Raw genomic sequence first — 21,613 nt, 5'->3', positions numbered from 1 at the left:
GCCCCTAAGCTGGCCGTTCTTGGTTAAGAAAACGTGACTGGAAGAGCAATCAGGCTTTCTTCTTGGTCAAAATACTCAATCGGACCTGCCGGGGTTTTACCCCCAAGGGTCGAATTCGCAACTGGGAGGACGCGATGACCATCAAACTTTACTGCTTCGGCGAAAGTGGCAACGCCTACAAGGCCGCGCTTACGTTGGAATTGTCCGGCCTGGATTGGGAGCCGGTATACGTAGACTTCTTTGGCGGCGAGACCCGCACACCGGAATTTCGTGAGATCAACCCGATGGGGGAAGCCCCTGTGATGGTGGACGGTGATGTGACCCTGTCGCAATCGGGCGCCATTCAGGATTATGTCTCGTCGAAATCCGGCAAACTTGGGGGGCGCAGCGCGGCAGAGCGGCGCGAAATCCTGCGCTGGCAGTTTTGGGACAATCACAAAATGTCATCGGTGGCCGGCATGACCCGGTTTTTGATGAACTTTATCCCAGAAGACAAGCGCCCGGCCGAGGTGATTGCTTTCAATCAGGGCCGCCTCAAATCCGCATACAAGACTTTGGAAAGCGAGCTTTCCACCCGGGACTGGCTGGTGGGCGACGCCATCACCCTCGCAGACATCTCCTGCTGCGGTTACCTGTTCTACCCTGAACCCTTTGGCTTTGACCGCACCGAATGGCCCGCCATCGACGCTTGGCTGACCCGGATTGCCGAAACCCCCGGCTGGAAACACCCTTACGACCTTATGCCCGGCAGCCCGGCTGACCGCGCCTGACATTCTGGACCTAGACTCCTGAAAGGAAATAGAAAATGACCGATGCCTATATCTATGATGCCGTGCGCAGCCCGCGCGGCAAGGGCAAGAAAGACGGCACGCTGCATGAAGTGACAGCCGTACGTCTTTCTGCCGAGACCCTCAACGAACTGAAACGCCGCAACAACCTTGAGGGCCATGCCGTCGAGGATGTGATCTGGGGCAACGTGACCCAGGTGGGTGAGCAAGGCGCCTGCCTGGCCCGCTCCTCGGTGCTGTATTCCGATCTGGACGAGCGCATCCCCGGCGTGTCGATCAACCGCTTCTGCGCCTCGGGTCTGGAAGCTGTGAACATGGCGGCCAACCAGGTGCGTGGCGGGGCGGGTGACGCCTATATCGCCGGCGGCGTCGAGAGCATGTCACGGGTTCCGATGGGGTCCGACGGGGGCGCAATTGCGGCGGATCCGTTCCTTGCAGCCAAGACCTATTTTGTGCCGCAGGGGATTTCTGCGGACATTATCGCCACCGAATACGGGTTCTCACGCGACGAGTGTGACGCCTATGCGGTGGAAAGCCAGAAACGCGCCGCCGCTGCCCGGGCGGCGGGCCGGTTCGACAAATCCGTCTACACGCTGCGCGACCAGAACGGTCTGGAAATCATGTCGCAGGACGAGATGATCCGCGAGACCAACATGCAGACCCTGGGTGGTCTGAACCCCTCGTTTGCCATGATGGGCGAACAGATGCCCGGCTTTGACGCGGTCGCGCTTTTGAAATACCCGCATTTGGAAAAAATCAACCACGTGCACCACGCCGGCAACTCGTCCGGTATCGCCGATGGGTCTGCCGCTGTTCTGATCGGCAACAAGGAATTCGGCGAACGTCACGGGATCAAACCGCGCGCGCGCATCAAGGCCACCTCCAAGGTGGGCACCGACCCAACCATCATGCTGACCGGCCCGGTTCCGGCCACCGAACGCGTGCTGGCGGCCGCTGGCATGGGCATTGGTGACATTGATCTGTTTGAGGTGAACGAAGCTTTCGCCTCGGTCGTGCTGCGCTTCCTGCAGGCCTTCAACGCCGATCATGACAAGGTGAATGTGAACGGTGGGGCAATTGCCATGGGCCACCCGCTGGGGGCCACCGGGGCAATGATCCTTGGGGCGCTTCTGGATGAGATGGAGCGGGCGGACAAGGAAACTGGCCTTGCCACGCTGTGCATCGGATCTGGCATGGGTGCCGCAACCATCCTCGAACGCGTTTAAGAAGGGACGTTAAAAATGGCTGATTTCAACTACTCTGTTGACGCCGATGGCGTCGCCACCATTTCTTGGGATGTGCCGGGCAAGTCGATGAACGTGCTGTCATATGCCGCTCTGGAAGAGCTGAACGGGCATATCGACACCGTTCTGGCAGATGACGCTGTGAAAGGCGCGATCATCACCTCGGGCAAAAAGGACTTTGCCGGGGGCATGGACCTGAATGTCATTGCCCAGATGAAAGAAGACGCGGGCGACGACCCCGCGAAAGGCCTGTTTGACGGCATCATGCAGATGCATGGCGTGCTGCGCAAAATCGAACGCGCAGGCATGGATCCGAAAACCAACAAGGGCGGCAAACCGATTGTCGCGGCCCTGCCCGGCATCGCGCTTGGCATTGGCTTGGAAATCCCGCTGGCCTGTCACCGGATCATTGCCGCCGACAATCCCAAGGCCAAGATCGGCCTGCCGGAAATCCTTGTGGGGATCTTCCCTGGCGCAGGCGGCACCACCCGCCTTGTGCGCAAGATGGGTGCAATGGCGGCAGCGCCGTTCCTGCTTGAGGGCAGAACCGTGGCCCCGGCCAAGGCAAAATCCGCAGGCCTGATCGACGAGGTTGTCGCCCCGGAGGAGCTGCAGGCCCGCGCAAAGGAATGGGTTCTGAACGCCAAGGACGCAGACATCGTGAAACCGTGGGATGCCAAGGGGTATAAAATGCCCGGTGGCGCGCCTTATCACCCGGCCGGGTTCCAAACCTATATCGGCGCGGCGGCGATGATCCATGGCAAGACCGCAGGGGTTTATCCGGCGGCCAAAGCGCTGTTGTCGGCTGCTTACGAAGGGGCGATGGTTCCCTTTGATGACGCATTGCGGGTCGAGTGCCGCTGGTTTGTGAATGTTTTGATGAACCCGTCCTCCTCGGCCATGATCCGGTCCTTGTTCATCAACAAACAGGCGCTTGAAAAAGGGGCTGTGCGTCCGAAAGACGTTGAGGATCAGTCGGTCAAGAAGGTCGGCGTTCTGGGCGCAGGCATGATGGGGGCGGGCATTGCGCTGGTCTCTGCCATGGCGGGCATGGAAGTGGTGCTGATCGACCAGACCCAAGAGGCTGCTGATCGCGGCAAATCCTATTCCGAGACCTATCTGGACAAGGGCATCGCCCGCAAGAAAGCCACGCCGGAGAAAAAAGAGGCCGTGCTGGGCGCCATCACCGCGACCACCGATCTGGACGCTCTCAAAGGGGCGGACCTGATCATTGAAGCGGTGTTCGAAGATGTGGGTGTGAAGGCAGAGATGACCCGGAAGGTCGAGGCTGTTGTCGGCCCCGACTGCATCTATGCCACCAACACCTCGACCCTGCCGATTTCCGAGCTGGCAAAGGCATCGCAACGCCCGGATCAGTTCATCGGCATCCACTTCTTCTCACCGGTTGAGAAGATGATGCTGGTCGAGATCATCAAGGGCCGCGAAACCGGTGATCGGGCCACGGCCAAGGCGCTGGATTACGTGCGCCAGATCCGCAAGACACCGATTGTGGTCAATGACGCGCGCTTCTTCTATGCCAACCGCTGCATCATTCCCTATATCAACGAAGGCATCCGCATGGTGGGCGAAGGGGTCTCCCCTGCCCTTGTGGAAGGGACCGCGCGCCTGCTGGGCTTCCCGGTTGGTCCGTTGCAGCTGGTGGACGAGACCTCGGTCGAACTGGGTGTGAAGATTGCCAAAGCGACCAAGGCCGCGATGGGGGATGCCTATCCTGACAGCGCCGTGGATGACATCATCTTCTGGATGGCCGATGAAGGGCGTCTGGGCCGCAAGGCAAATGCGGGTTTTTATGACTATGACGACAAAGGCAAACGCGCCGGGTTGTGGACCGGGCTGGGTGAAAAATTCCCGCTCGCCGAGACACAGCCGGAGATCACCGAGGTCAAGCATCGCCTGATGATGGCACAGGTGCTGGAGGCGGTGCGAGCGCTGGAAGAAGGTGTGCTTGAGGACATCCGCGAAGGCGACGTGGGCGCGATCCTCGGCTGGGGCTTTGCGCCCTGGTCCGGCGGGCCCTTCAGCTGGCTCGACATGCTGGGTGCGCCCTATGCGGCCGAAGTCTGTGACCAGTTGACCGAAAAACACGGCGCGCGCTTCACCACCCCTGCGCTGCTGCGCGAGATGGCTGAGGAAGGCGAAACCTTCTATGAACGGTTCGACAAGACCGCAGCCGCCGCATAATTGCCGAAAGCGTTTCAACCATTCCCTATCTCTGGTTGATCTCGAACGCTTCAGACACACACAGGAGAGCCCGGACATATCCGGGCTCTTTTCTTTTGGCCCCCATTCTGGTGGTCCCGTCTCTTTTGGCGCTGCCCGCTTTGATGTCAGAGAAAACCAGAAAACTAGTTTTCTAGTTTTCTAGTTTTCACCAACCGCGGGACAGGTGCTTCTGAATACTGACAATGTGTTTTTATTCGAACACATACCCGAACCGCTCAATATCATCGCGACAACATTGCGCCACGATCTGGCGCAGTTCATCCGTGTAAAACTGGCGATACGCCTTGTGCCGGTCAGACCGGTTTTCATGCGGGAGCGGGCGCAAAGTGAACCCCAGATGGGCCTCAAGCGCGGGCAGATCCTCATCAAGATGTTCCAACCGGACAAACAGATCCGCATATTCGCACCCGTCCCGGTTTGTCACATAGCTGGCATAGGGGGCTGCCCGAAAACTGGCCTGCGTTGCAGGCGCGCGCAGGAAATCGGCAAACCCGGATGACCTGGCCAAACTCACTGCCGGATGATCAAAGGACTGAGCTTGCAACCAATGATAATAGCTTACAATCCGATCCCAGGGATTACGCACCAGCGTAAACACAAAATAGTCGCGCATCTGGTCTGGAGTGACCAGCCCGGCGATGTCGCACAAGGTTGAATGTTTCCACAACCGCCCGGCCGCCTGCACATCCTTCAGCCGCCTGCGTCGGCGCAACGCCTTGGGCGTATCGCCCAGCATCACGTCGTCTTTCATCGCGCGCGCCTCAAGCGCAAGGGCAAGGGATGTCCCCCCCGTTTTCGGAGCGTGCACAAAGATATAGCGGCGGCCATGCGAAATGATCATGGCGTCACCCTATCGCCTTTTCACCGGTTGCGCGAGCGCACAGAAATGACAATTCCCGACAGGATGATCAGCCCCATGCCGATTGCAGGCATCAGCCCCGTCGGTTCGGAAAACAGCACGTAACTCCACCCTGCGGCAAAAATCAGGAGGGAGTATTCGTAGATGGCCACCTGCCCTGCTTCCCCCAGTTGGTAGCCACGGAAAATCAAGCCAACAGCGATGATCGACCCCACGGCCTGGGTGATGGTCAACAGCACGGACACGCCCCCAATGGGGCCGATACCGCGCAGAATGAACCCCTCTGCCCCCGCAGGCACATCATGCGGCCAGAGCGTCATGCCAACCGTCCCCAGCAGGCCGAACACCCCCAGGGAAAGGAAGAAATAGAGCAGCATCGAAAAGGTGCTTTCACCCGCACAGAACTGGCGCGTGGCCAGCGCCCCCAGAGCATAGAAAAACCCCGCAACCATTGGCAGGATGGCCAAAGGTTCCAGCCCGGCCTCAAACGGACGCAACACCATCAGAACCCCTGCAAAACCAAGCACCGCGGCACTCAGCCGTGTGACTCCAATGGGGTGCCCCAAGAACAGGGCAGAGATGATCATTACCCAGATCGGGGCCGTGAACAGCCCTGCTGCCACCTGACCAAGCGGCAAAAAGGCCAGGCAACCAAAGTAAAATAGCATCGACAGGCCGGTCAGCCCACCACGCAGTGCAACCGCCCAGTGCCGCCGGGGGATGATACGAACCACGCCAGCTTTCGCCAGCCCCAAAATCAACAGACAGGCCAGCACCGAGCGTATAAAGTGAAACTGCCACAACCCTGTATCCCGCGCGATCACGGCAACAGAACTGTCGAGGATACCCAGCATGAACATCGCCAGCATGATCACCCCCGCCGCAGCCAAGGGACGCTCTTCTCCCGTGCTGACGACTGGGATATTCGGCGGTGATGCATCTGCGGACATGTTCATATCCTCTTTCATCTCGGCATTTCAGGCATTGACCATGCGGCATCTGTTCTGGTCTCCTCGAAAAACGACATTCTGGCAAAAAAGACCAGAACAGATTTTCGACATGGAACCACAGGGAGTAAGCGATGGGATGGATGTCAGATGAAACGGGGCTTGAGAAGAATGCTGCAAATTTCGTGCCGCTCACACCGCTGTCTCACTTGCGCCGGGCGGCAACGGTGTTTGCCGATCGTGAGGCGCTGGTCTATGGCAAGCTCCGGCTGACCTATCGCAACTATCACGAGCGGGTCACCCGTCTGGCCGGCGCCCTTGCGGCACGCGGCATTCGCCCCGGGGATGTCGTGGCAACACTCCTGCCCAACACGCTGCCCCATGTGGAAGCAAGCTTTGCCATCCCCGCCTGCGGGGCGGTGCTCAATACAATCAACATACGGTTGGATGTGGACACGGTGGCCTATATCTTTGGTCACGGAGAGGCGAAGATCGTTCTTGTCGACACCCAATTCCTGCCCCTGGCAGAAAAGGCGGTGGCCCAGATGAACGGGGCAGGACCGGAGATCATCGAAGTTGCGGATGCGCCGGCCGGTCACCCCGCCACCGGCCGCTATCCCGAATATGAAGAGGTGATAGCCTCGGGCGATCCGGATTTTTCCTGGATCATGCCACAGGATGAATGGGAAAGCCTCGCGCTCAACTATACTTCCGGCACCACTGGCCGCCCGAAAGGCGTGGTCTATCACCATCGCGGCGCCTATCTGATGACCATGGGCACACCGATCAGCTGGAATATGGGGCTTTATCCCCGCTACCTGACCATCGTGCCGCTGTTTCACTGCAACAACTGGAACCACAGCTGGATGATGCCGGCCCTGGGGGGCACAATCATCTGCTGCCGGGACATCACCGCAGCGGCGATCTATGACGCGATTGCAGATGAGGGCGTGACCCATTTTGGCGGCGCTCCGATTGTGCTGAACATGATCGTGAATGCCCCACAAGATACGCGCCGCTCCTTTGACCATGTGGTCGAGGTATTCACCGCAGGCGCCCCCCCGGCAGCCGCCACCCTGGCCGCGATTGAACCGCTTGGGTTCAACATCACACAGGTCTACGGACTGACCGAAACCTACGGGCATGTGACCGAATGCCTTTGGAACGGGCCGAAATGGGACCCGCTGCCGCAATCCGAGCGCGCAGCAATCAAGGCCCGCACCGGGGTCCTGTTTCCTCAGATGGAAGAGATTACCGTGATGGATGACGCCATGGTTCAGGTCCCGATGGATGGCGAGGCAACCGGAGAAATCATGATCCGTGGCAACTCGGTGATGAAAGGCTATCTGAAAAATCCCGGCGCCACCGCCGAAGCTTTTGCCGGTGGGTATTTCCACTCGGGCGACATCGCCCACCAGACCCCGGACGGCTATATCCAGATCACCGACCGCGCCAAGGACATCATCATTTCCGGTGGCGAAAATGTCAGCTCGGTTGAGGTCGAGGGCGTCCTGATGCACCATCCCGCGGTGATGCTCTGTGCGGTGGTGGCCAAACCGGACGAGACATGGGGCGAAGTGCCCTGCGCCTTTGTCGAGTTGAAAGAAGGGGCGGATATCAGCGCAGAGGAGCTGATACGCTTTGCGCGCGAACATCTGGCCGGGTTCAAGACCCCCAAACAGGTTGAGTTCTGCGAGCTGCCCAAAACATCCACCGGCAAGATCCAGAAATTCCAGCTCCGCCGCATGGTGAAGGAACAACAGGGGCAGGCATAACCTGCCCCCCCAACCCGGCCAGCCACTGGCCGGGTCCCACGGCGCCTCTTGGCCCCATATTTGCCATTCCCCCAATCGACAAACCGCAAAAGCCTAGCTATTGTTTTTCCAACAAGAAAGCATTGAGCCGCATTTAAGAGCAGCCTCGCCCAACCATGACAGCCCTCAAGAAATACGACCGGCTCGAAGCGCCGGGTGTCTGGAGTGCATCCCCCGATGCGCAGCGCGTGAATGTGATTGTGTCATTGGGCGAAGCGACCCTGACCATCACCAACATGTCCGACACCGCCCTGACCCATTGGTCCCTTGCGGCCGTTCGACGGATCAATCCCGGCGAACGCCCGGCGCGGTTTTCGCCATCGGATGAAGTGTTCGAAGAGCTGGAAGTCGATGACGACACGATGATCGACGGGATCGAACGGGTGCGCAAAGTGGTGGAACGGCGCCGCGACCGGCCTGGCAGGCTGCGCGGATGGATCACCGCCGGTGGGCTTGCTTTGCTGATCATCGGGGGCGTGATCTGGCTTCCCGGCGCATTACAAAGCTATACAACCGCCGTCGTGCCCGCCCCTACCCGCACAGCCATTGGCCAGCGCATCCTGACCAGAATTGGCCGCGTTGCAGGCCAGCAATGCGATGGCGTCCTGGCACGCTCCGCGCTTGAGGCGCTTGGCCGCCGGGTGCTGGGGGCCGACGCCCCCCGGTTGATTGTGCTGTCCAGCGGCGTGCAGGCTGCAACCCATCTGCCCGGCAATATCACCCTTCTGAACCGCGCCCTGATCGAGGATTTTGAAGAAGCTGATGTCGTGGCAGGCTTCATTCTGGCCGAAGACCAGCGCCGCCGCATGACCGACCCGGTTTTTGGTTTTCTGGACCATGCCGGGGCCGGAACAACGATACGCCTTCTGACCACTGGCGAAGTGACAAATGAAGCGATTGACGCCTATGCCGAATGGCTGCTGACCTCGGAACCCGCGCCCCTGACAGCCGCCGACCTTCTGCCCCGATTTGAAGAAGCCGGCATCCGCTCCACCCCTTACGCATACGCGCTGGACCTGACCGGCGAAAAAACCATCTCACTGATCGAATCCGACCCCGTGCCGCTGGCTGCGGCTTTGCCGCTTTTGTCAGACGGGGATTGGGTGCGACTACAAGGGATCTGCGGCGAATGAAGCGTTCGGGATAGGTTTGAAACACCTGCTTATTCCGAAACGCTTGAGACCCGCCCCAAAAGGAAAAGCCCCGCAAATTTGCGGAGCCTTTCACCTGCCAATTCCTATCCGTATCAGCGCAGAAACGCGTCTTTGAAACCTGCGTTTCGCAGTTTTGCAAGGGCCGTGCTCAGCTTTGCCTGTTGCTTGAACGGGCCCGCCAGAACGGTTTTTACGCCGCTTCCTGAGGTGCTGGACGATACTTTCAGCCCCATACGCTGCAATTTCAGGATCACTTTGCGCGCATTGGCCGCATCGCTGTAGCGCCCGACCTGCACAAATTTCTGCGGCAGCCGCCCCGCGCTGACAGAGCGCGTCTTGCTGATGGGGGTGGTTTTCGCCCGTGCTCTGGTCTTGCCATATGTCCTGTCAACCGGCGATGTATCTGCAACCTGCTTTTCGGCCAGCTGCACCCCTTTCAGGCGGCGTGGCACCGTGTCGGTCCAGATTTCCGCTGTCTGCAAGTCCCCCGCGATCGAGCGCACCCCCCGCAGGCGGTTCAGACGCCCATCGCTCCAGGCAGCAGTATAACCTTCAGGCACCGCAACCGGCATATTCGACGCCACATAGGTCTGCGGTGCAATCACCGTGCTGGGCGGAAGCGCGGATTTGTCCAGATCACGCCTGCGCACCACCTGATAGGGCTTGGGGGCATGGCCATTTCCCTGCGGCACCAGCACACGGGTTGTCGGAACAGACGCGACCGTCGCCCCTCCGGCTGTCCCACCGGAATGCCCGGCCAGAGCAGCCTGTGCTGCACGCAGGTTTGATCCATGCGGCAGGGTTGTGATCCGGGTAAGGTTGCCCGAGTTGTCCTCAACCAGATAGGTGACCGGCGCCACCTGCAACGCCCCGCAGCGCACCGGCAGCTTTGCACCGTTCAGGCGCACGAAAGACACTTTGCTGACATTTGCGGGGCAATTGACCCGCACGGCCTGAGCCGCCTGCCCATTGTCGGACACGATCCAGCCGTCATCCCCCTTGCCATGGGTAAAGCGATCAGTCCACGCGGGGGGCGCGGGGCTGCGCTGCGGCAGGGACGGATTGGTCTCGGACGGGCCAAAACCGATGCGCGGCGGAAGCTTGGGACCCGGAATTGTTGGTCGCTGCACGCGCACCTGAGGGCGGGCAACCGGAACCGGCTTCACCTGCGGCACAGAAGCAGACGGACGGGTGGTTGCCACCTGAGATGGGCGCTTTTCAGGAACGGTCACGGGTTGCGGCGCAGGCACGGGGGCTGGCTTGGTTGCGACAACCGATCCGCCATTTCCCCCAAGGCTGGGCGCGGCACCACACACCACCTGTCGGTTACGCGTCACACGCGGCACCCATGTCACATTTCCGCCAAACCCGGCGCGGATATACACACATCCACGGCTGTCGACATAGGTGTTTCCCTTGTAGCTCGCGGGCGGCGTTTCCGCCGGCTGCGCGCCTTTTTTCAAGCTCAGAGCGTCAGCGCCTGTCGCTGACATCCCTGCAATAACGGCCATTATAGCCACGGTTCTTTTTAACATGCTCTTGTGGCCCCACACAAAATATTGTGGACAAGCATGACGGATGACCGATTCGAAGTAAAGGGATAATCCACAGGGCCAGCTCAGCGCTGTGGACAATTCATCGAAAAACTTTGTTGAATCTGAGGGGATTACCCGAAACTGCCTAAAAATCAGTCAGCTGCGCGGCGGGGAAAGCCCGCGCACGCAGCCCCTTCACGGCGCTTACTTGGTGCCGAACATGCGGTCCCCCGCATCCCCCAACCCCGGCATGATATAGCCCTTTTCGTTCAGACGCTCATCGAGCGAGGCGGTGATGATCGGCACATCGGGATGCGCTTCTTTCATCCGTGCAACCCCTTCCGGAGAGGCCAGCAGGCAGAGGAACCGAATATTCTTGGCGCCCGCCTTTTTCAACATGTCAATCGCCGCGACCGAGCTGTTGCCGGTGGCCAGCATCGGGTCCACGGCAATCACCAGGCGTTCATCCATCTTCTCGGGCACCTTGAAATAATACTCGACCGGCTCCAACGTCTCTTCGTCGCGATACAACCCGACAAATCCAACCCGCGCCGAGGGGATCAGCTCCAGCACGCCATCCAGAAGGCCGTTTCCGGCGCGCAGGATCGACACCAGGGCAAGTTTGCGCCCGGCCAGTGTCGGTGCGTCCATCTGCTGCATCGGGGTCTGGATCGACTTCGTGGTCATCGGCAGTTCGCGGGTGATTTCATAGGCCAGAAGCTGGCTGATCTCGCGCAGTAGCTGGCGAAACACACTGGTGGGCGTGCCCTCTTCGCGCATCAAAGTCAGCTTATGTTGCACCAGCGGGTGATCAACGACGGTCAGGTGGTCATACATCTTTCGGCTCCAGCAGCTTGGCTATGCGCGCCTTGGTGTCCGCGTCACAGAACGCCCCGTCCAAAGCCACATGATTAAGATCGGCGAAATCCGCCTCGTCCCAGCCGAAGACCCGGTTCAGATCCTCATATTCCCGTGTCATCGTGGTGCGGAAAAAGGGCGGATCATCGGTGGACACGGTGACCTTTACCCCCCTCTCGCGCAGCTTGGCAATGGGGTGATTTTCCAACTGGTCAAAAACGCCGAGAAAGACATTTGATCCGGGACAGACCTCAAGTGTGGTGCCCTCCTCGGACAGCCGCTCAACAAGGTTCAGATCTTCGATTGCCCGCACGCCGTGGCCAATCCGGGTAACCTTCAGCGCATCCAGCGCCTCGCGTATCTCCTCCGGGCCGCGCCATTCCCCCGCATGGGTGGTCAGGTTCAACCCGGCTTCACGCGCCATGTCATAGGCGTATTTGAAATCGGACTGATGGCCGGCATTTTCATCGCCCCCCATGCCAAAGCCGACAATCCAGTCACCGGCGGTTTCCTGTGCGCAGCGCGCGGTTTCGCGCGCCACCTCACCGCCGAAATGACGAATGCAGGTAACAATGCCGCGCAGGGTGATGCCAAAGTTGCGCTCAGCCTCATCCGCCGCATCCCTGATCGCTGCCAGATAGTCTTTCCACGCAGCCACATCCCGTCCGCCACAGAAGTCTGGCGAGATGAAGCTTTCCGCATACACCACCCCATGACGCGCGCTTTCCTCAAGGATCGCCAAAGTCAGACGGCGGAAATCTTCGGGGCTTTGCAACACCGATGTGGCCGCCTCATACACCTCAAGGAAATGCAGAAAGTCGCGGTAGTCATACCCGCCATCCGGGGTGAAGATCCCGGAAATATCGACCTTCTTTTCTTTCGCCAGGCCACGGATGAACGCAGGTGGTGCGGCCCCTTCGTGGTGCATGTGAAGTTCGACTTTAGGAAGCAATTGGTAGCTCATAGAAAACTCTTTCCGGCGCCACGCTCCGCCAGCCCGAGATGGGCCGCAATCGACGCGCCAATATCAGAAAACGCACAGATACCGACCTCTTTCAGGCCGCGCCCCGCCCCCACGACAGGCACCCGTTCCCGAGTGTGATCCGTGCCCACCCAGGTCGGGTCATTGCCATGGTCTGCGGTAAAGATGATCAGGTCCCCGTCACGCATTTTTCCAAGGATACGGGGGATCTGGGCGTCAAACCACTCCAGCGCCGCCGCATAGCCGGACACGTCACGCCGGTGCCCATATTGCGAGTCGAACTCGACAAAATTGGCAAAGACCAGATCGCCGTCCCCCGCGGTGTCAAAACTGTCGAGCAGATGCTCCATCAGCGCCAGATCCCGACCCTTTTTCAGCGTATCAATGCCACGATGGGTAAAGATGTCACCGATCTTGCCAATCGCATGGGTCTTGCCGCCCGCGGCCCCAACCCAGTCACACAAGGTCGGGCTGGGCGGTGTAATGGCGAAATCGCGCCGGTTTGCCGTGCGCTCGAACACACCAGCCTGATCGCCCAAAAACGGCCGCGCAATCACCCGGCCCACATTCAACTTATGCACCATCGGCGCAAGATCCGCGCACAGCTTGACCAGACGGTCGAGACCGAACAGCTCCTCATGAGCAGCAATCTGCAAGACGCTGTCGACCGAGGTATAGACAATCGGCCAGCCGGTGCGCAGATGCTCTTCCCCCAGCTCATCCAACACCGCCGTGCCCGAGGCATGTTTGTTGCCCAGAACCTCGTCAACCCCGGCCAGACGACAGATCTCGTCGGTGATCTCTTGCGGGAAACAGGGTTGGGTGTCAGGGAAATACCCCCAGTCCCACGGCACCGGAACACCCGCAATTTCCCAATGTCCCGAGGGCGTATCCTTGCCCGGTGAGATTTCTTCAGCAGCCCCCCAAAGCCCGGCGGGAACAGCATCAAACCCCGGCATCTCCTCTCCTGATGCGAGCTTTACGGCAGCGGAAAGGCCCAACCCATCAAGGTGCGGCATTTTCAGCGGGCCACTGCGCCCCTCTTCCGCGCGCCCCTGCGCACAGGCCTGCGCGATATGGGCAAGCGTGTTGGATCCGGTATCCGGCACCGTTTTGTTATTAAAGAACTTGTCTGCATCCGGGGCGCCACCGCATCCCACAGAATCCAGCACAACAAGAAAAGCTCGGGTCATGTGTTTTCCATATGCTCGTTGGAGAAGGCACCGGGCAGCAGGTCCGCCATCGACATGGCCATGCTGTTCCCCTCGGTCGTGGTCATGGTGATCTGCACATCCCCTCGGGCGAACTCGGCCAGTTTCTGACGGCAGCCGCCGCAAGGTGTGACCGGCAAAGGCGCGTCTGCAATCACCAGAACTTCGGCAATCTCCCGCTCGCCCGCGGCGCACATGGCGGCAATGGCTCCGGCCTCCGCACAGGTTCCTTCGGGATAGGCCACGTTTTCCACATTGCATCCCGCGTAGATATTGCCGGATGTAGTGCGCAGCGCGGCGCCGACCTTGAAGTTGGAATAAGGTGCATAGGCGTTTTCGCGCACCTTGGTCGCAGCCTTGAGCAAGGACATCTGCCCCTCCTTTTTGATCAATTGAACAAATCTGTCCCAGCCGCTGGCCGGATGCAAGCGCAAAGCGCGTTTGCGCAAACATCACATGCGTCTTTTCGCCTGTCTCCGCCTGCCCGCGCCACCCTGATCGGTCAAACCGACATGCAGGACGCAAATTGCGACTTGATCGCTGCGCCATCCCCCCTATGATGCACGGGAAATCAAGGATGGTTTAAAGTTAAACAACCCTACTGCCACGACGGAGATCCTCATGACTGACAGCAAGTATTCCCGCAAGCGCGCGCTGGATTATCATGAGTTCCCGAAGCCGGGGAAACTCGAAATTCAGGCCACCAAGCCCATGGCCAACGGGCGTGACCTTTCTCTGGCCTATTCACCCGGTGTGGCTGAGGCCAGCATTGAAATCGCAAAAGATCCTTCCACAGCAAGCCGTTACACGGCACGCGGCAACCTTGTTGCGGTGGTCTCCAATGGCTCGGCCGTTCTGGGGCTTGGCAATATCGGTGCCCTGGCCTCAAAACCCGTCATGGAAGGTAAGGCGGTGTTGTTCAAGAAGTTCGCCAATATCGACTGCTTTGATCTTGAACTGGATGAGAGCGACCCTGAGAAGCTGGCAGAGATCATTTGCGCCATGGAACCCAGCTTCGGCGCAATCAACCTGGAAGACATCAAGGCGCCCGATTGTTTTATCGTTGAACAAATCTGCCGTGAGCGGATGAACATCCCGGTTTTCCACGACGACCAACACGGCACCGCAATTGTTGTCGGTGCGGCGGCCACCAATGCGCTCAAGGTCGTGGGCAAGGATTTTTCACAAATCAAGGTCGTTTCAACCGGCGGCGGAGCCGCGGGCATCGCCTGCCTGAACATGTTGCTGAAGCTTGGTGTGAAACGCGAAAATGTCTGGCTTTGTGATATTGAGGGGCTGGTCTACGAAGGGCGCGAGAAAGAGATGACCCCGCAAAAGGCCGCCTATGCGCAGGGCAATACCCCCGCCTCGCTGGGCGATGTGATTGCCGGGGCCGACCTGTTCCTTGGCCTGTCCGGGCCGGGCGTTCTGAAACCTGACATGGTTGGTAAAATGGCGGACAAACCGGTGATTTTCGCGCTCGCCAACCCGACCCCGGAAATCATGCCGGACGAGGTGCGCGAGGTCGCACCGGACGCGATCATTGCAACCGGACGCAGCGATTTTCCCAACCAGGTCAACAACGTACTGTGTTTCCCCTTCATCTTCCGTGGAGCGCTTGATGTCGGCGCAACTGAGATCAATGACGCGATGCAACTGGGCTGCATTGAAGGGATTGCGGCCCTTGCCCGCGCCACCACCTCTGCCGAAGCTGCGGCGGCCTATAAGGGTGAACAGCTCAGCTTTGGCGCCGATTACCTGATCCCGAAACCCTTTGATCCCCGCTTGATGGGGGTTGTCGCCAGCGCGGTCGCCAAAGCGGCGATGGAAAGCGGTGTGGCGACGCGGCCCGTCGAAGACCTGGAGGCATACAAGGCTAAGCTTGATGAGAGTGTGTTCCGCTCGGCCTTGATCATGCGTCCGGTCTTCGAGGCCGCAAGCAAAGCCAATCGCCGGATTGTCTTTGCCGAGGGCGAGGACGAACGCGTGCTGCGCGCGGCCCAGGCGATGATCGAGGAAACCACCGATCTGCCCGTGCTGATTGGCCGCCCCGACGTGATTGCACGACGCGCCGAGCGCGCGGGCCTGTCGATCAAACCGGGTCGGGATTTTGACATCGTGAACCCGGAGCGTGACGAGCGTTATCGCGACTACTGGGGCAGCTATCACCAGATCATGGCCCGTCAGGGCGTCACCCCCGACCTCGCCAAGGCGATCCTGCGCACCAACACCACCGCGATTGGCGCAATCATGGTGCAACGCGAAGAAGCGGACAGCCTGATCTGCGGCACGTTTGGCCAGTATCTGTGGCATCTCAATTACATCCAGCAGATCCTCGGCACGCCGGATCTGCACCCCGTGGGCGCGCTCAGCCTGATGATCCTTCAGGATGGGCCACTGTTCATTGCCGACACCCATGTGCACCCTACCCCCACCGGTGCGCAGATTGCGGAAACAGTGATTGGTGCAGCCCGCCATGTGCGCCGCTTTGGGGTCGAGCCGAAGATCTCGGTCTGCTCCTATTCCCAATTTGGCAACCATGGCAGCGACAGCGGCGTGCGCGCGCGTGAAGCCCTGGCAATTCTGGACAGCGCCCCGCGCGACTTTGCCTATGAAGGGGAAATGCATGTGGATGCCGCCTTGGATGACGAGGTGCGCCGCCATATTTTCCCGGGTGCCCGCTTTGACGGCCCCGCAAATGTGCTGGTCTTTACCAATGCAGATGCGGCCAGCGCGGTGCGCAACACGCTGAAGGTGAAAGGCGGCGGGCTGGAGGTCGGCCCGGTCCTGATGGGCATGGGCAACCGGGCCCATATCGTAACACCGTCAATCACCGCGCGCGGCCTGCTGAACATGTCAGCGATTGCAGGCACACCTGTGGCCCATTACGGCTGACACCTGACCGGCAACGTCGCGTCACAGGCGGCTGAATATAACGAAAGGGGGTTTCGGCCCCCTTTTCTTTTGTGCTTTCTGGCGTTCGCTCCTCTTGCGAATCTGCACCGCAAAACTTTGCAGCCAAAACTTTGCAATTTTGCAAACTTTCTGGATTTTTCAGAACCGCCGCATATTTTCGAGGGGTTTGCAAAATTTGCAGGCGGATTTTCACCAAACTGCAAACCCTGCGTGAAATTTGGCCGCAGCAAGGTTCAAGCCTCTTGCCCAACAGCCCACAGGTTGCCTAACTCTTGCGCAAGCATTTAGGAGGATGTGCAACATGGCATATAAAGACGTCTACGCCGCCTGGCAGGCCAACCCGGAAGCGTTCTGGATGGAGGCCGCGGAAGCAATTGACTGGGACAAAGCCCCGTCAAAGGCGCTTTTCGACGAGAAGGCTCCGCTTTACGAATGGTTCTCGGACGGGATGGTCAACACCTGCTGGAACGCGGTTGACCGGCATGTCGCAGGCGGTCGCGCCGATCAGGTGGCGATCATCTATGACAGCCCGATCACCGGACGCAAATCGACCCTGACCTATGCCGAGTTGAAAGAGCGCGTGTCCAAGGTCGCGGGTGGTCTGGCCGCCAAGGGTGTGACCAAAGGCGACCGGGTCATCATCTATATGCCGATGGTGGCAGAGGCGCTGATCGCCATGCTGGCCGTCACCCGTATTGGTGCGGTGCATTCGGTGGTGTTCGGCGGCTTTGCCTCGAACGAGCTGGCCGTGCGTATTGACGACGCCAAACCGAAAGCCATCATCGCCGCATCCTGCGGGTTGGAGCCGAACCGGGTTGTGGCCTATAAACCGCTTCTGGATGGTGCCATTGAGCTGTCCGAGCACAAGCCTGACTTCACCGTTATTCTGCAGCGCGAGGAACACCCTGCTGAGCTGATCGACGGACGGGATTTCGATTGGGCCGAGATGGAAGCCAATGCCGCCCCGGCCGATTGTGTGCCGGTCGAAGGCAACCACCCCGCCTATATCCTTTACACCTCTGGCACCACCGGCCAGCCGAAGGGCGTGATCCGTCACACGGGCGGCCATCTGGTGGCGCTGAACTGGACCATGAAGAACCTCTATAATGTCGATCCCGGCGACGTGTTCTGGGCCGCGTCTGACGTGGGTTGGGTTGTTGGTCACTCCTACATCACCTATGGCCCGCTGGTGCATGGCAACACCACAATCGTGTTTGAAGGCAAGCCGGTCGGCACCCCCGATGCGGGCACCTTCTGGCGGGTGATTTCCGAGCATAACGTGAAAAGCTTCTTCACCGCGCCGACCGCTTTCCGTGCGGTGAAACGTGAAGACCCGAAGGGCGAATACGTCAAGAAATACGACCTCAGCTGCCTGAAACAGGTCTACCTGGCGGGTGAACGTGCCGACCCCGACACCATTGTCTGGGCACAGGAGCAGCTGAACGTGCCGGTGATTGACCACTGGTGGCAGACCGAAACCGGCTATGCCATCGCAGCCAACCCGCTGGGCATTGAAGAACTGCCAATCAAACTTGGCTCGCCTTCAGTGCCGATGCCGGGCTTTGACGTGCAGATCCTTGATGAAGGCGGCCACCCGATGGCCGCGGGCGAGTTGGGCGCAATTGCGATCAAACTGCCCCTGCCCCCCGGAACACTGCCAACCCTGTGGAATGCAGAAGAGCGGTTCAAGAAATCCTACCTGACCACCTTCCCCGGCTATTACGAAACCGGAGATGCGGGATACAAGGACGAAGACGGCTATGTCTACATCATGGCGCGCACCGATGACGTGATCAACGTGGCAGGCCACCGCCTTTCCACCGGCGCGATGGAAGAGGTTCTGGCCAGCCACCCGGACGTGGCAGAATGTGCCGTGATTGGCGTGACCGATCAGCTCAAGGGGCAACTGCCGCTGGGCATGGTCTGCCTGAACGCCGGTTCCGACCGCGACAATGCCGACGTCACCGCCGAATGCGTAAAGCTGGTGCGGGAGAAAATCGGTCCGGTGGCCGCGTTCAAACTCTGTATCGTCGTGGACCGTCTGCCAAAAACCCGGTCAGGCAAGATCCTGCGCGCCACGATGGTGTCGATTGCTGATGGCAAGGATTTCAAGATGCCGGCGACCATTGACGATCCGGCGATTCTGGACGAGATCCGTGATGCGCTGGCGGACATCGGTTATACGAAAGTATAGAAATTCGTTACAATTCTAAATAAAAACACCCCCAATCGCAATTTGGGGGTGTTTTTTCGTTCAACAATCAGAAGTATATAATTCTAATCAACTTTTACGTGAAGCTGAATTCCAGCCCACTCAGGTCAATTGTAGTGTCGTGACGAACAAAGAAGAGCTTAGCAGTCTGTCCGGGACCAACCCCCCGATGACCGATCCCCCCGCGTTGGCGGATGCCCTTGTCATACTGGGCGAGGCGATGACTCAATGGCTTCCTGCCGACCATTTTTCCCACCTCAATTGCACCCCTAGATATGCACAAACGATCCAGGAAGCCGAGATACAGTTGGCGGTCTCGGTTCCCGATATTGTCTTCATGCCGCTTCATCTTGGGGACAAGCCAACCGAAGCCCTGTTGAAGTCCTGTCACAGCCTCTCACCCGCGCCCCCTGTTGTGGTTGTGGCCAGCAACGATCAGATCAACGATGCCGCAGAAGCCATGCGCCTTGGGGCGTTTGACTGCCTGTTCCATCCTTTTGGAGCCAAGCGGCTGGAGCAGGCCCTCCACAGTGCCCTTGGCCCTCGGATCAGCATCACCCAACCCGACAAGCAACACCAAGCCGCAGATAATAAAGGGAAAACCCAAGATCCCTCACTTCTACCAGCCGCCTTGGAAACAGCGCGACAGCTACCGGCCCGCAGCAGCTTGGAGCCCCCAGCAGCCCCTTCCGCTGCGCCTGCCCGCCCGAAAGCAAGACCTCAGCTGAACGGCACCCATTTGTTGGGTGACCACCCCTCGATCCGCACCGTCCTTCAAATGCTGGAAGATGTGGCCCATTCTACGGCCCCGGTGTTTTTGCAAGGGGAAACCGGCACGGAAAAAGAGCACTACGCCCGCAGCATTCACGATCTGTCCGGTCGCGCGCCTGATCTGTTTGTTGCGATCAACTGCGCCACGCTGCACCCGGAGACGATGGCATCCGAAATGTTTGGGCATCTGGCCGGAGCGTTTCCGGCGGCCCGGAAAGACAAAATCGGCGCCGCCCTCGCAGCCGATGGCGGGACGCTGTTCCTCGATGAGGTTGCCAATCTGGACCTACGCACCCAGAGCCAGCTGGTGCGGTTTTTGCGATCGGGCACGGTGCAGCGGCTGGGTTCAGAACAGCCGGAACATGTGGATGTGCGGGTTATCAGCACCACTTCCCATGACCCGAACACATTGATCAAAAAAGGAAAACTCCTATCTGATCTGTTTTACCACCTTTACGTGGCCCCCATACATCTCCCGCCGTTGCGCGAACGCGAAAGCGACATTGCGCTTTTGGCGAAACATTTCCTGCATGATTATTCGAGGTCTGAAAACCGGGGGTTCACCCAGCTCTCTCCGGATGCCATCGCTGTGTTGCAGCGTCATAGCTGGCCGGGCAATATCCATGAGTTGAAAAACGCGATCTGGAATGCGGTTCTGCACCATGACGGGCAGGTGTTGACCTCGGTGATGCTGCCTGCACATTTGCGCTCTGACCCCAACCACCCGGCGGCCGCCAGCCCCCCATCTGATCGCGCGGGGTCACTGGTCGGGCTGAGCCTGGCAGACATTGAGCAGATCGTGATCGAAGACACGATCCGCGCCTATGGCGGCTCAATTCCGCGTGCGGCTCGGGTGCTGGGGGTTTCCCCCTCCACCATTTACCGCAAGCGCGAAGCCTGGGCTGCGAAACCGGCGAAGAAGAAGTAAGCGCCTGTAAACGCTAGATTTTCCTGAACTTCACCGATCCGATTGCAATCCCTGTCAACACAATCATGGCTGCAAGCACAGTATGTGCTGCTATGTGTTCCCCCAAAAAGAGTGCCCCCATCCCCAAAGCCAGAACAGGAACAGAAAGCTGTGCCAAGGCGCCGGGGGCGGCCCCGAGTTTCGGCAACACCGCATACCAGAGCGCATAGCCCAATCCAGAGGTGATCGCACCGGATATCAGGGCAAGACCAAGGGGCATCCCCACAGGGATCACCACCGGGGACGCCCCCCAGTAAAACAGTGCAACCATCGGAAACGAATACAGAAAATTCCATGCGGTTGCCTCGAGCGGATCTTGCACATTGCGTCCGATCAGCGAATAGATCCCCCAGCCGACGGCTGCCAGCGACATCAGGGCAAAGCCCGAACCTGACAGCTCCACCGTCTCACGGGGCCACAGCAGGAACGCCAGCCCAGCAAGTGCGGCGAGCGCGCCGATCCAGCGCCGGAGCGGGAGGTTTTCTCCGGCCCGCAGCGCCCCGGCAAACATGGTGATCTGCACCCCGGCAAACAGGATCAGAGCGCCGACGCCCGCATCCATTGACATGTAAGCATAAGAAAACCCTAATAAATACGCAACAAGACCCAAGACAGCCAAAGGCTGTGGGCGGCGTATTTCAACCGGGGCACGCAGGCGTAGCAACACCATCAGCATCACCGCCCCGGCGGCCACGCGGATCAGGGCAAAGCTGGCCGGATCCATCCCCTCGCCCAAAAGTGCTGCGCGGTTCAGCAGGGAATTGGCGGCAAAAGCCAGCATGGTGAGGGTTGTGAGAGCAAAAAGGCGCATGATGGCTCCGGTTGTTTCCCCCGTCATGACGGCAGAGGCGCCGATGGCCAAGGTTGAATTCCACCGCTCACGGCAAAGTGTGCGCAGGGTCAGGGTTGGTGGCGGGGGCCCGGGAAAGTTTAAACTTGTGAACGCCTGACGTAGGCGAAGTTTAAACTTTCCAAGGGGCAAAATCCGAAAGTTTAAACTTTTTGCCCGTATTGTTTCTGGGTTCTTGTCTGTGGTTCGGCCAGTGGTTTGGTCAATGGTTTGTCCGGGCCCAGTCGATTTACAGATCCCTACTGTGCGGACGCGTCGCAG

Annotated in this window: 16 protein-coding genes; 8 read left to right on the top strand and 8 right to left on the bottom strand. The window is 59.4% G+C overall.

Translation table 11 applies throughout. The annotated features are described in order from the left end of the window. The first annotated feature begins 134 nt into the window (after positions 1-134). From K3J57_RS03720 to K3J57_RS03710, 3 genes are read left to right on the top strand one after another with little or no spacing between them, the layout of a single operon-like run. Positions 135-770: a glutathione S-transferase family protein gene (locus tag K3J57_RS03720; RefSeq protein WP_259794090.1), complete on the top strand. Its 636-nt coding sequence runs from the start codon at positions 135-137 to the stop codon at positions 768-770. 35 nt (positions 771-805) lie between these two features. Beyond that, positions 806-2,014 (top strand): acetyl-CoA C-acetyltransferase, encoded by a 1,209-nt coding sequence (locus K3J57_RS03715; RefSeq protein WP_259786382.1) that lies wholly within the window; start codon positions 806-808, stop codon positions 2,012-2,014. Positions 2,015-2,029: 15 nt separating this feature from the next. Then, a complete protein-coding gene (locus K3J57_RS03710) occupies positions 2,030-4,234 on the top strand; it encodes a 3-hydroxyacyl-CoA dehydrogenase NAD-binding domain-containing protein (protein WP_259797176.1) in 2,205 nt (734 codons plus the stop codon). Between the two features lie 232 nt (positions 4,235-4,466). Here K3J57_RS03710 and K3J57_RS03705 read toward each other — a convergent pair whose 3' ends face one another. Together K3J57_RS03705 and K3J57_RS03700 are read right to left on the bottom strand one after the other, a co-directional pair. After that, positions 4,467-5,117 (bottom strand): sulfotransferase family 2 domain-containing protein, encoded by a 651-nt coding sequence (locus K3J57_RS03705; protein ID WP_259797173.1) that lies wholly within the window; start codon positions 5,115-5,117, stop codon positions 4,467-4,469. 20 nt (positions 5,118-5,137) lie between these two features. Further along, a complete protein-coding gene (locus K3J57_RS03700; protein WP_259797170.1) occupies positions 5,138-6,085 on the bottom strand; it encodes a DMT family transporter in 948 nt (315 codons plus the stop codon). Positions 6,086-6,216: 131 nt separating this feature from the next. Between K3J57_RS03700 and K3J57_RS03695 the strand changes: the two genes are divergently transcribed. Continuing rightward, a complete protein-coding gene (locus K3J57_RS03695; RefSeq protein WP_259797169.1) occupies positions 6,217-7,857 on the top strand; it encodes a long-chain-fatty-acid--CoA ligase in 1,641 nt (546 codons plus the stop codon). Between the two features lie 155 nt (positions 7,858-8,012). Next, positions 8,013-9,029 carry a hypothetical protein gene (locus tag K3J57_RS03690; RefSeq protein ID WP_259797166.1) on the top strand — a complete coding sequence of 339 codons (1,017 nt, stop codon included), beginning with the start codon at positions 8,013-8,015 and terminating at the stop codon, positions 9,027-9,029. A gap of 113 nt (positions 9,030-9,142) precedes the next feature. Here K3J57_RS03690 and K3J57_RS03685 read toward each other — a convergent pair whose 3' ends face one another. From K3J57_RS03685 to cdd, 5 genes are all read right to left on the bottom strand, one after another. Beyond that, a complete protein-coding gene (locus K3J57_RS03685; RefSeq protein ID WP_259797164.1) occupies positions 9,143-10,561 on the bottom strand; it encodes an SPOR domain-containing protein in 1,419 nt (472 codons plus the stop codon). 228 nt (positions 10,562-10,789) lie between these two features. Further along, positions 10,790-11,422, bottom strand: a complete 633-nt coding sequence (gene upp, locus K3J57_RS03680; protein WP_055188826.1) for a uracil phosphoribosyltransferase — start codon at positions 11,420-11,422, stop codon at positions 10,790-10,792. After that, positions 11,415-12,407: an adenosine deaminase gene (locus tag K3J57_RS03675; protein WP_259794079.1), complete on the bottom strand. Its 993-nt coding sequence runs from the start codon at positions 12,405-12,407 to the stop codon at positions 11,415-11,417. The genes upp and K3J57_RS03675 overlap by 8 nt, the downstream gene beginning before the upstream one ends. Next, the gene (locus K3J57_RS03670) at positions 12,404-13,618 is read right to left on the bottom strand and encodes a phosphopentomutase (protein WP_259797162.1); all 1,215 of its coding nucleotides are present in this window, start codon (positions 13,616-13,618) and stop codon (positions 12,404-12,406) included. The genes K3J57_RS03675 and K3J57_RS03670 overlap by 4 nt, the downstream gene beginning before the upstream one ends. Continuing rightward, positions 13,615-14,007 carry a cytidine deaminase gene (gene cdd / locus K3J57_RS03665; RefSeq protein WP_259794077.1) on the bottom strand — a complete coding sequence of 131 codons (393 nt, stop codon included), beginning with the start codon at positions 14,005-14,007 and terminating at the stop codon, positions 13,615-13,617. Before cdd ends, K3J57_RS03670 begins: the two co-directional genes overlap by 4 nt. Before the next feature lie 250 nt (positions 14,008-14,257). On the opposite strand from cdd, the gene K3J57_RS03660 reads away from it, so the two are divergent. From K3J57_RS03660 to K3J57_RS03650, 3 genes are all read left to right on the top strand, one after another. Then, positions 14,258-16,531, top strand: a complete 2,274-nt coding sequence (locus K3J57_RS03660) for an NADP-dependent malic enzyme (protein WP_173485459.1) — start codon at positions 14,258-14,260, stop codon at positions 16,529-16,531. A 322-nt stretch (positions 16,532-16,853) separates the two neighbouring features. Further along, complete coding sequence (locus K3J57_RS03655) at positions 16,854-18,746, top strand: propionyl-CoA synthetase (RefSeq protein WP_173485458.1); 1,893 nt, start codon at positions 16,854-16,856, stop codon at positions 18,744-18,746. 139 nt (positions 18,747-18,885) lie between these two features. Beyond that, positions 18,886-20,463 carry a sigma-54-dependent transcriptional regulator gene (locus K3J57_RS03650; RefSeq protein WP_259797160.1) on the top strand — a complete coding sequence of 526 codons (1,578 nt, stop codon included), beginning with the start codon at positions 18,886-18,888 and terminating at the stop codon, positions 20,461-20,463. Between the two features lie 13 nt (positions 20,464-20,476). On the opposite strand, the gene K3J57_RS03645 is transcribed toward K3J57_RS03650, so the two are convergent. After that, positions 20,477-21,313 carry a DMT family transporter gene (locus tag K3J57_RS03645; protein ID WP_259797158.1) on the bottom strand — a complete coding sequence of 279 codons (837 nt, stop codon included), beginning with the start codon at positions 21,311-21,313 and terminating at the stop codon, positions 20,477-20,479. Positions 21,314-21,613 lie beyond the last annotated feature (300 nt).

It is taken from the genome of Aliiroseovarius crassostreae (assembly GCF_025137635.1).
In the GTDB taxonomy this organism is placed as follows: Bacteria; Pseudomonadota; Alphaproteobacteria; order Rhodobacterales; family Rhodobacteraceae; genus Aliiroseovarius; species Aliiroseovarius crassostreae.
This window is presented reverse-complemented; position numbering and strand designations above follow the sequence as displayed.

What these genes read in the sequence shown, in the direction of transcription:
- K3J57_RS03720 (WP_259794090.1), top strand. Translation starts at nt 135, where the DNA reads ATGACCATCAAACTTTACTGCTTCGGCGAAAGTGGCAACGCCTACAAG.
- K3J57_RS03715 (WP_259786382.1), top strand. Translation starts at nt 806, where the DNA reads ATGACCGATGCCTATATCTATGATGCCGTGCGCAGCCCGCGCGGCAAG.
- K3J57_RS03710 (WP_259797176.1), top strand. Translation starts at nt 2,030, where the DNA reads ATGGCTGATTTCAACTACTCTGTTGACGCCGATGGCGTCGCCACCATT.
- K3J57_RS03705 (WP_259797173.1), bottom strand. Translation starts at nt 5,117, where the DNA reads ATGATCATTTCGCATGGCCGCCGCTATATCTTTGTGCACGCTCCGAAA.
- K3J57_RS03700 (WP_259797170.1), bottom strand. Translation starts at nt 6,085, where the DNA reads ATGTCCGCAGATGCATCACCGCCGAATATCCCAGTCGTCAGCACGGGA.
- K3J57_RS03695 (WP_259797169.1), top strand. Translation starts at nt 6,217, where the DNA reads ATGGGATGGATGTCAGATGAAACGGGGCTTGAGAAGAATGCTGCAAAT.
- K3J57_RS03690 (WP_259797166.1), top strand. Translation starts at nt 8,013, where the DNA reads ATGACAGCCCTCAAGAAATACGACCGGCTCGAAGCGCCGGGTGTCTGG.
- K3J57_RS03685 (WP_259797164.1), bottom strand. Translation starts at nt 10,561, where the DNA reads ATGGCCGTTATTGCAGGGATGTCAGCGACAGGCGCTGACGCTCTGAGC.
- upp (WP_055188826.1), bottom strand. Translation starts at nt 11,422, where the DNA reads ATGTATGACCACCTGACCGTCGTTGATCACCCGCTGGTGCAACATAAG.
- K3J57_RS03675 (WP_259794079.1), bottom strand. Translation starts at nt 12,407, where the DNA reads ATGAGCTACCAATTGCTTCCTAAAGTCGAACTTCACATGCACCACGAA.
- K3J57_RS03670 (WP_259797162.1), bottom strand. Translation starts at nt 13,618, where the DNA reads ATGACCCGAGCTTTTCTTGTTGTGCTGGATTCTGTGGGATGCGGTGGC.
- cdd (WP_259794077.1), bottom strand. Translation starts at nt 14,007, where the DNA reads ATGTCCTTGCTCAAGGCTGCGACCAAGGTGCGCGAAAACGCCTATGCA.
- K3J57_RS03660 (WP_173485459.1), top strand. Translation starts at nt 14,258, where the DNA reads ATGACTGACAGCAAGTATTCCCGCAAGCGCGCGCTGGATTATCATGAG.
- K3J57_RS03655 (WP_173485458.1), top strand. Translation starts at nt 16,854, where the DNA reads ATGGCATATAAAGACGTCTACGCCGCCTGGCAGGCCAACCCGGAAGCG.
- K3J57_RS03645 (WP_259797158.1), bottom strand. Translation starts at nt 21,313, where the DNA reads ATGCGCCTTTTTGCTCTCACAACCCTCACCATGCTGGCTTTTGCCGCC.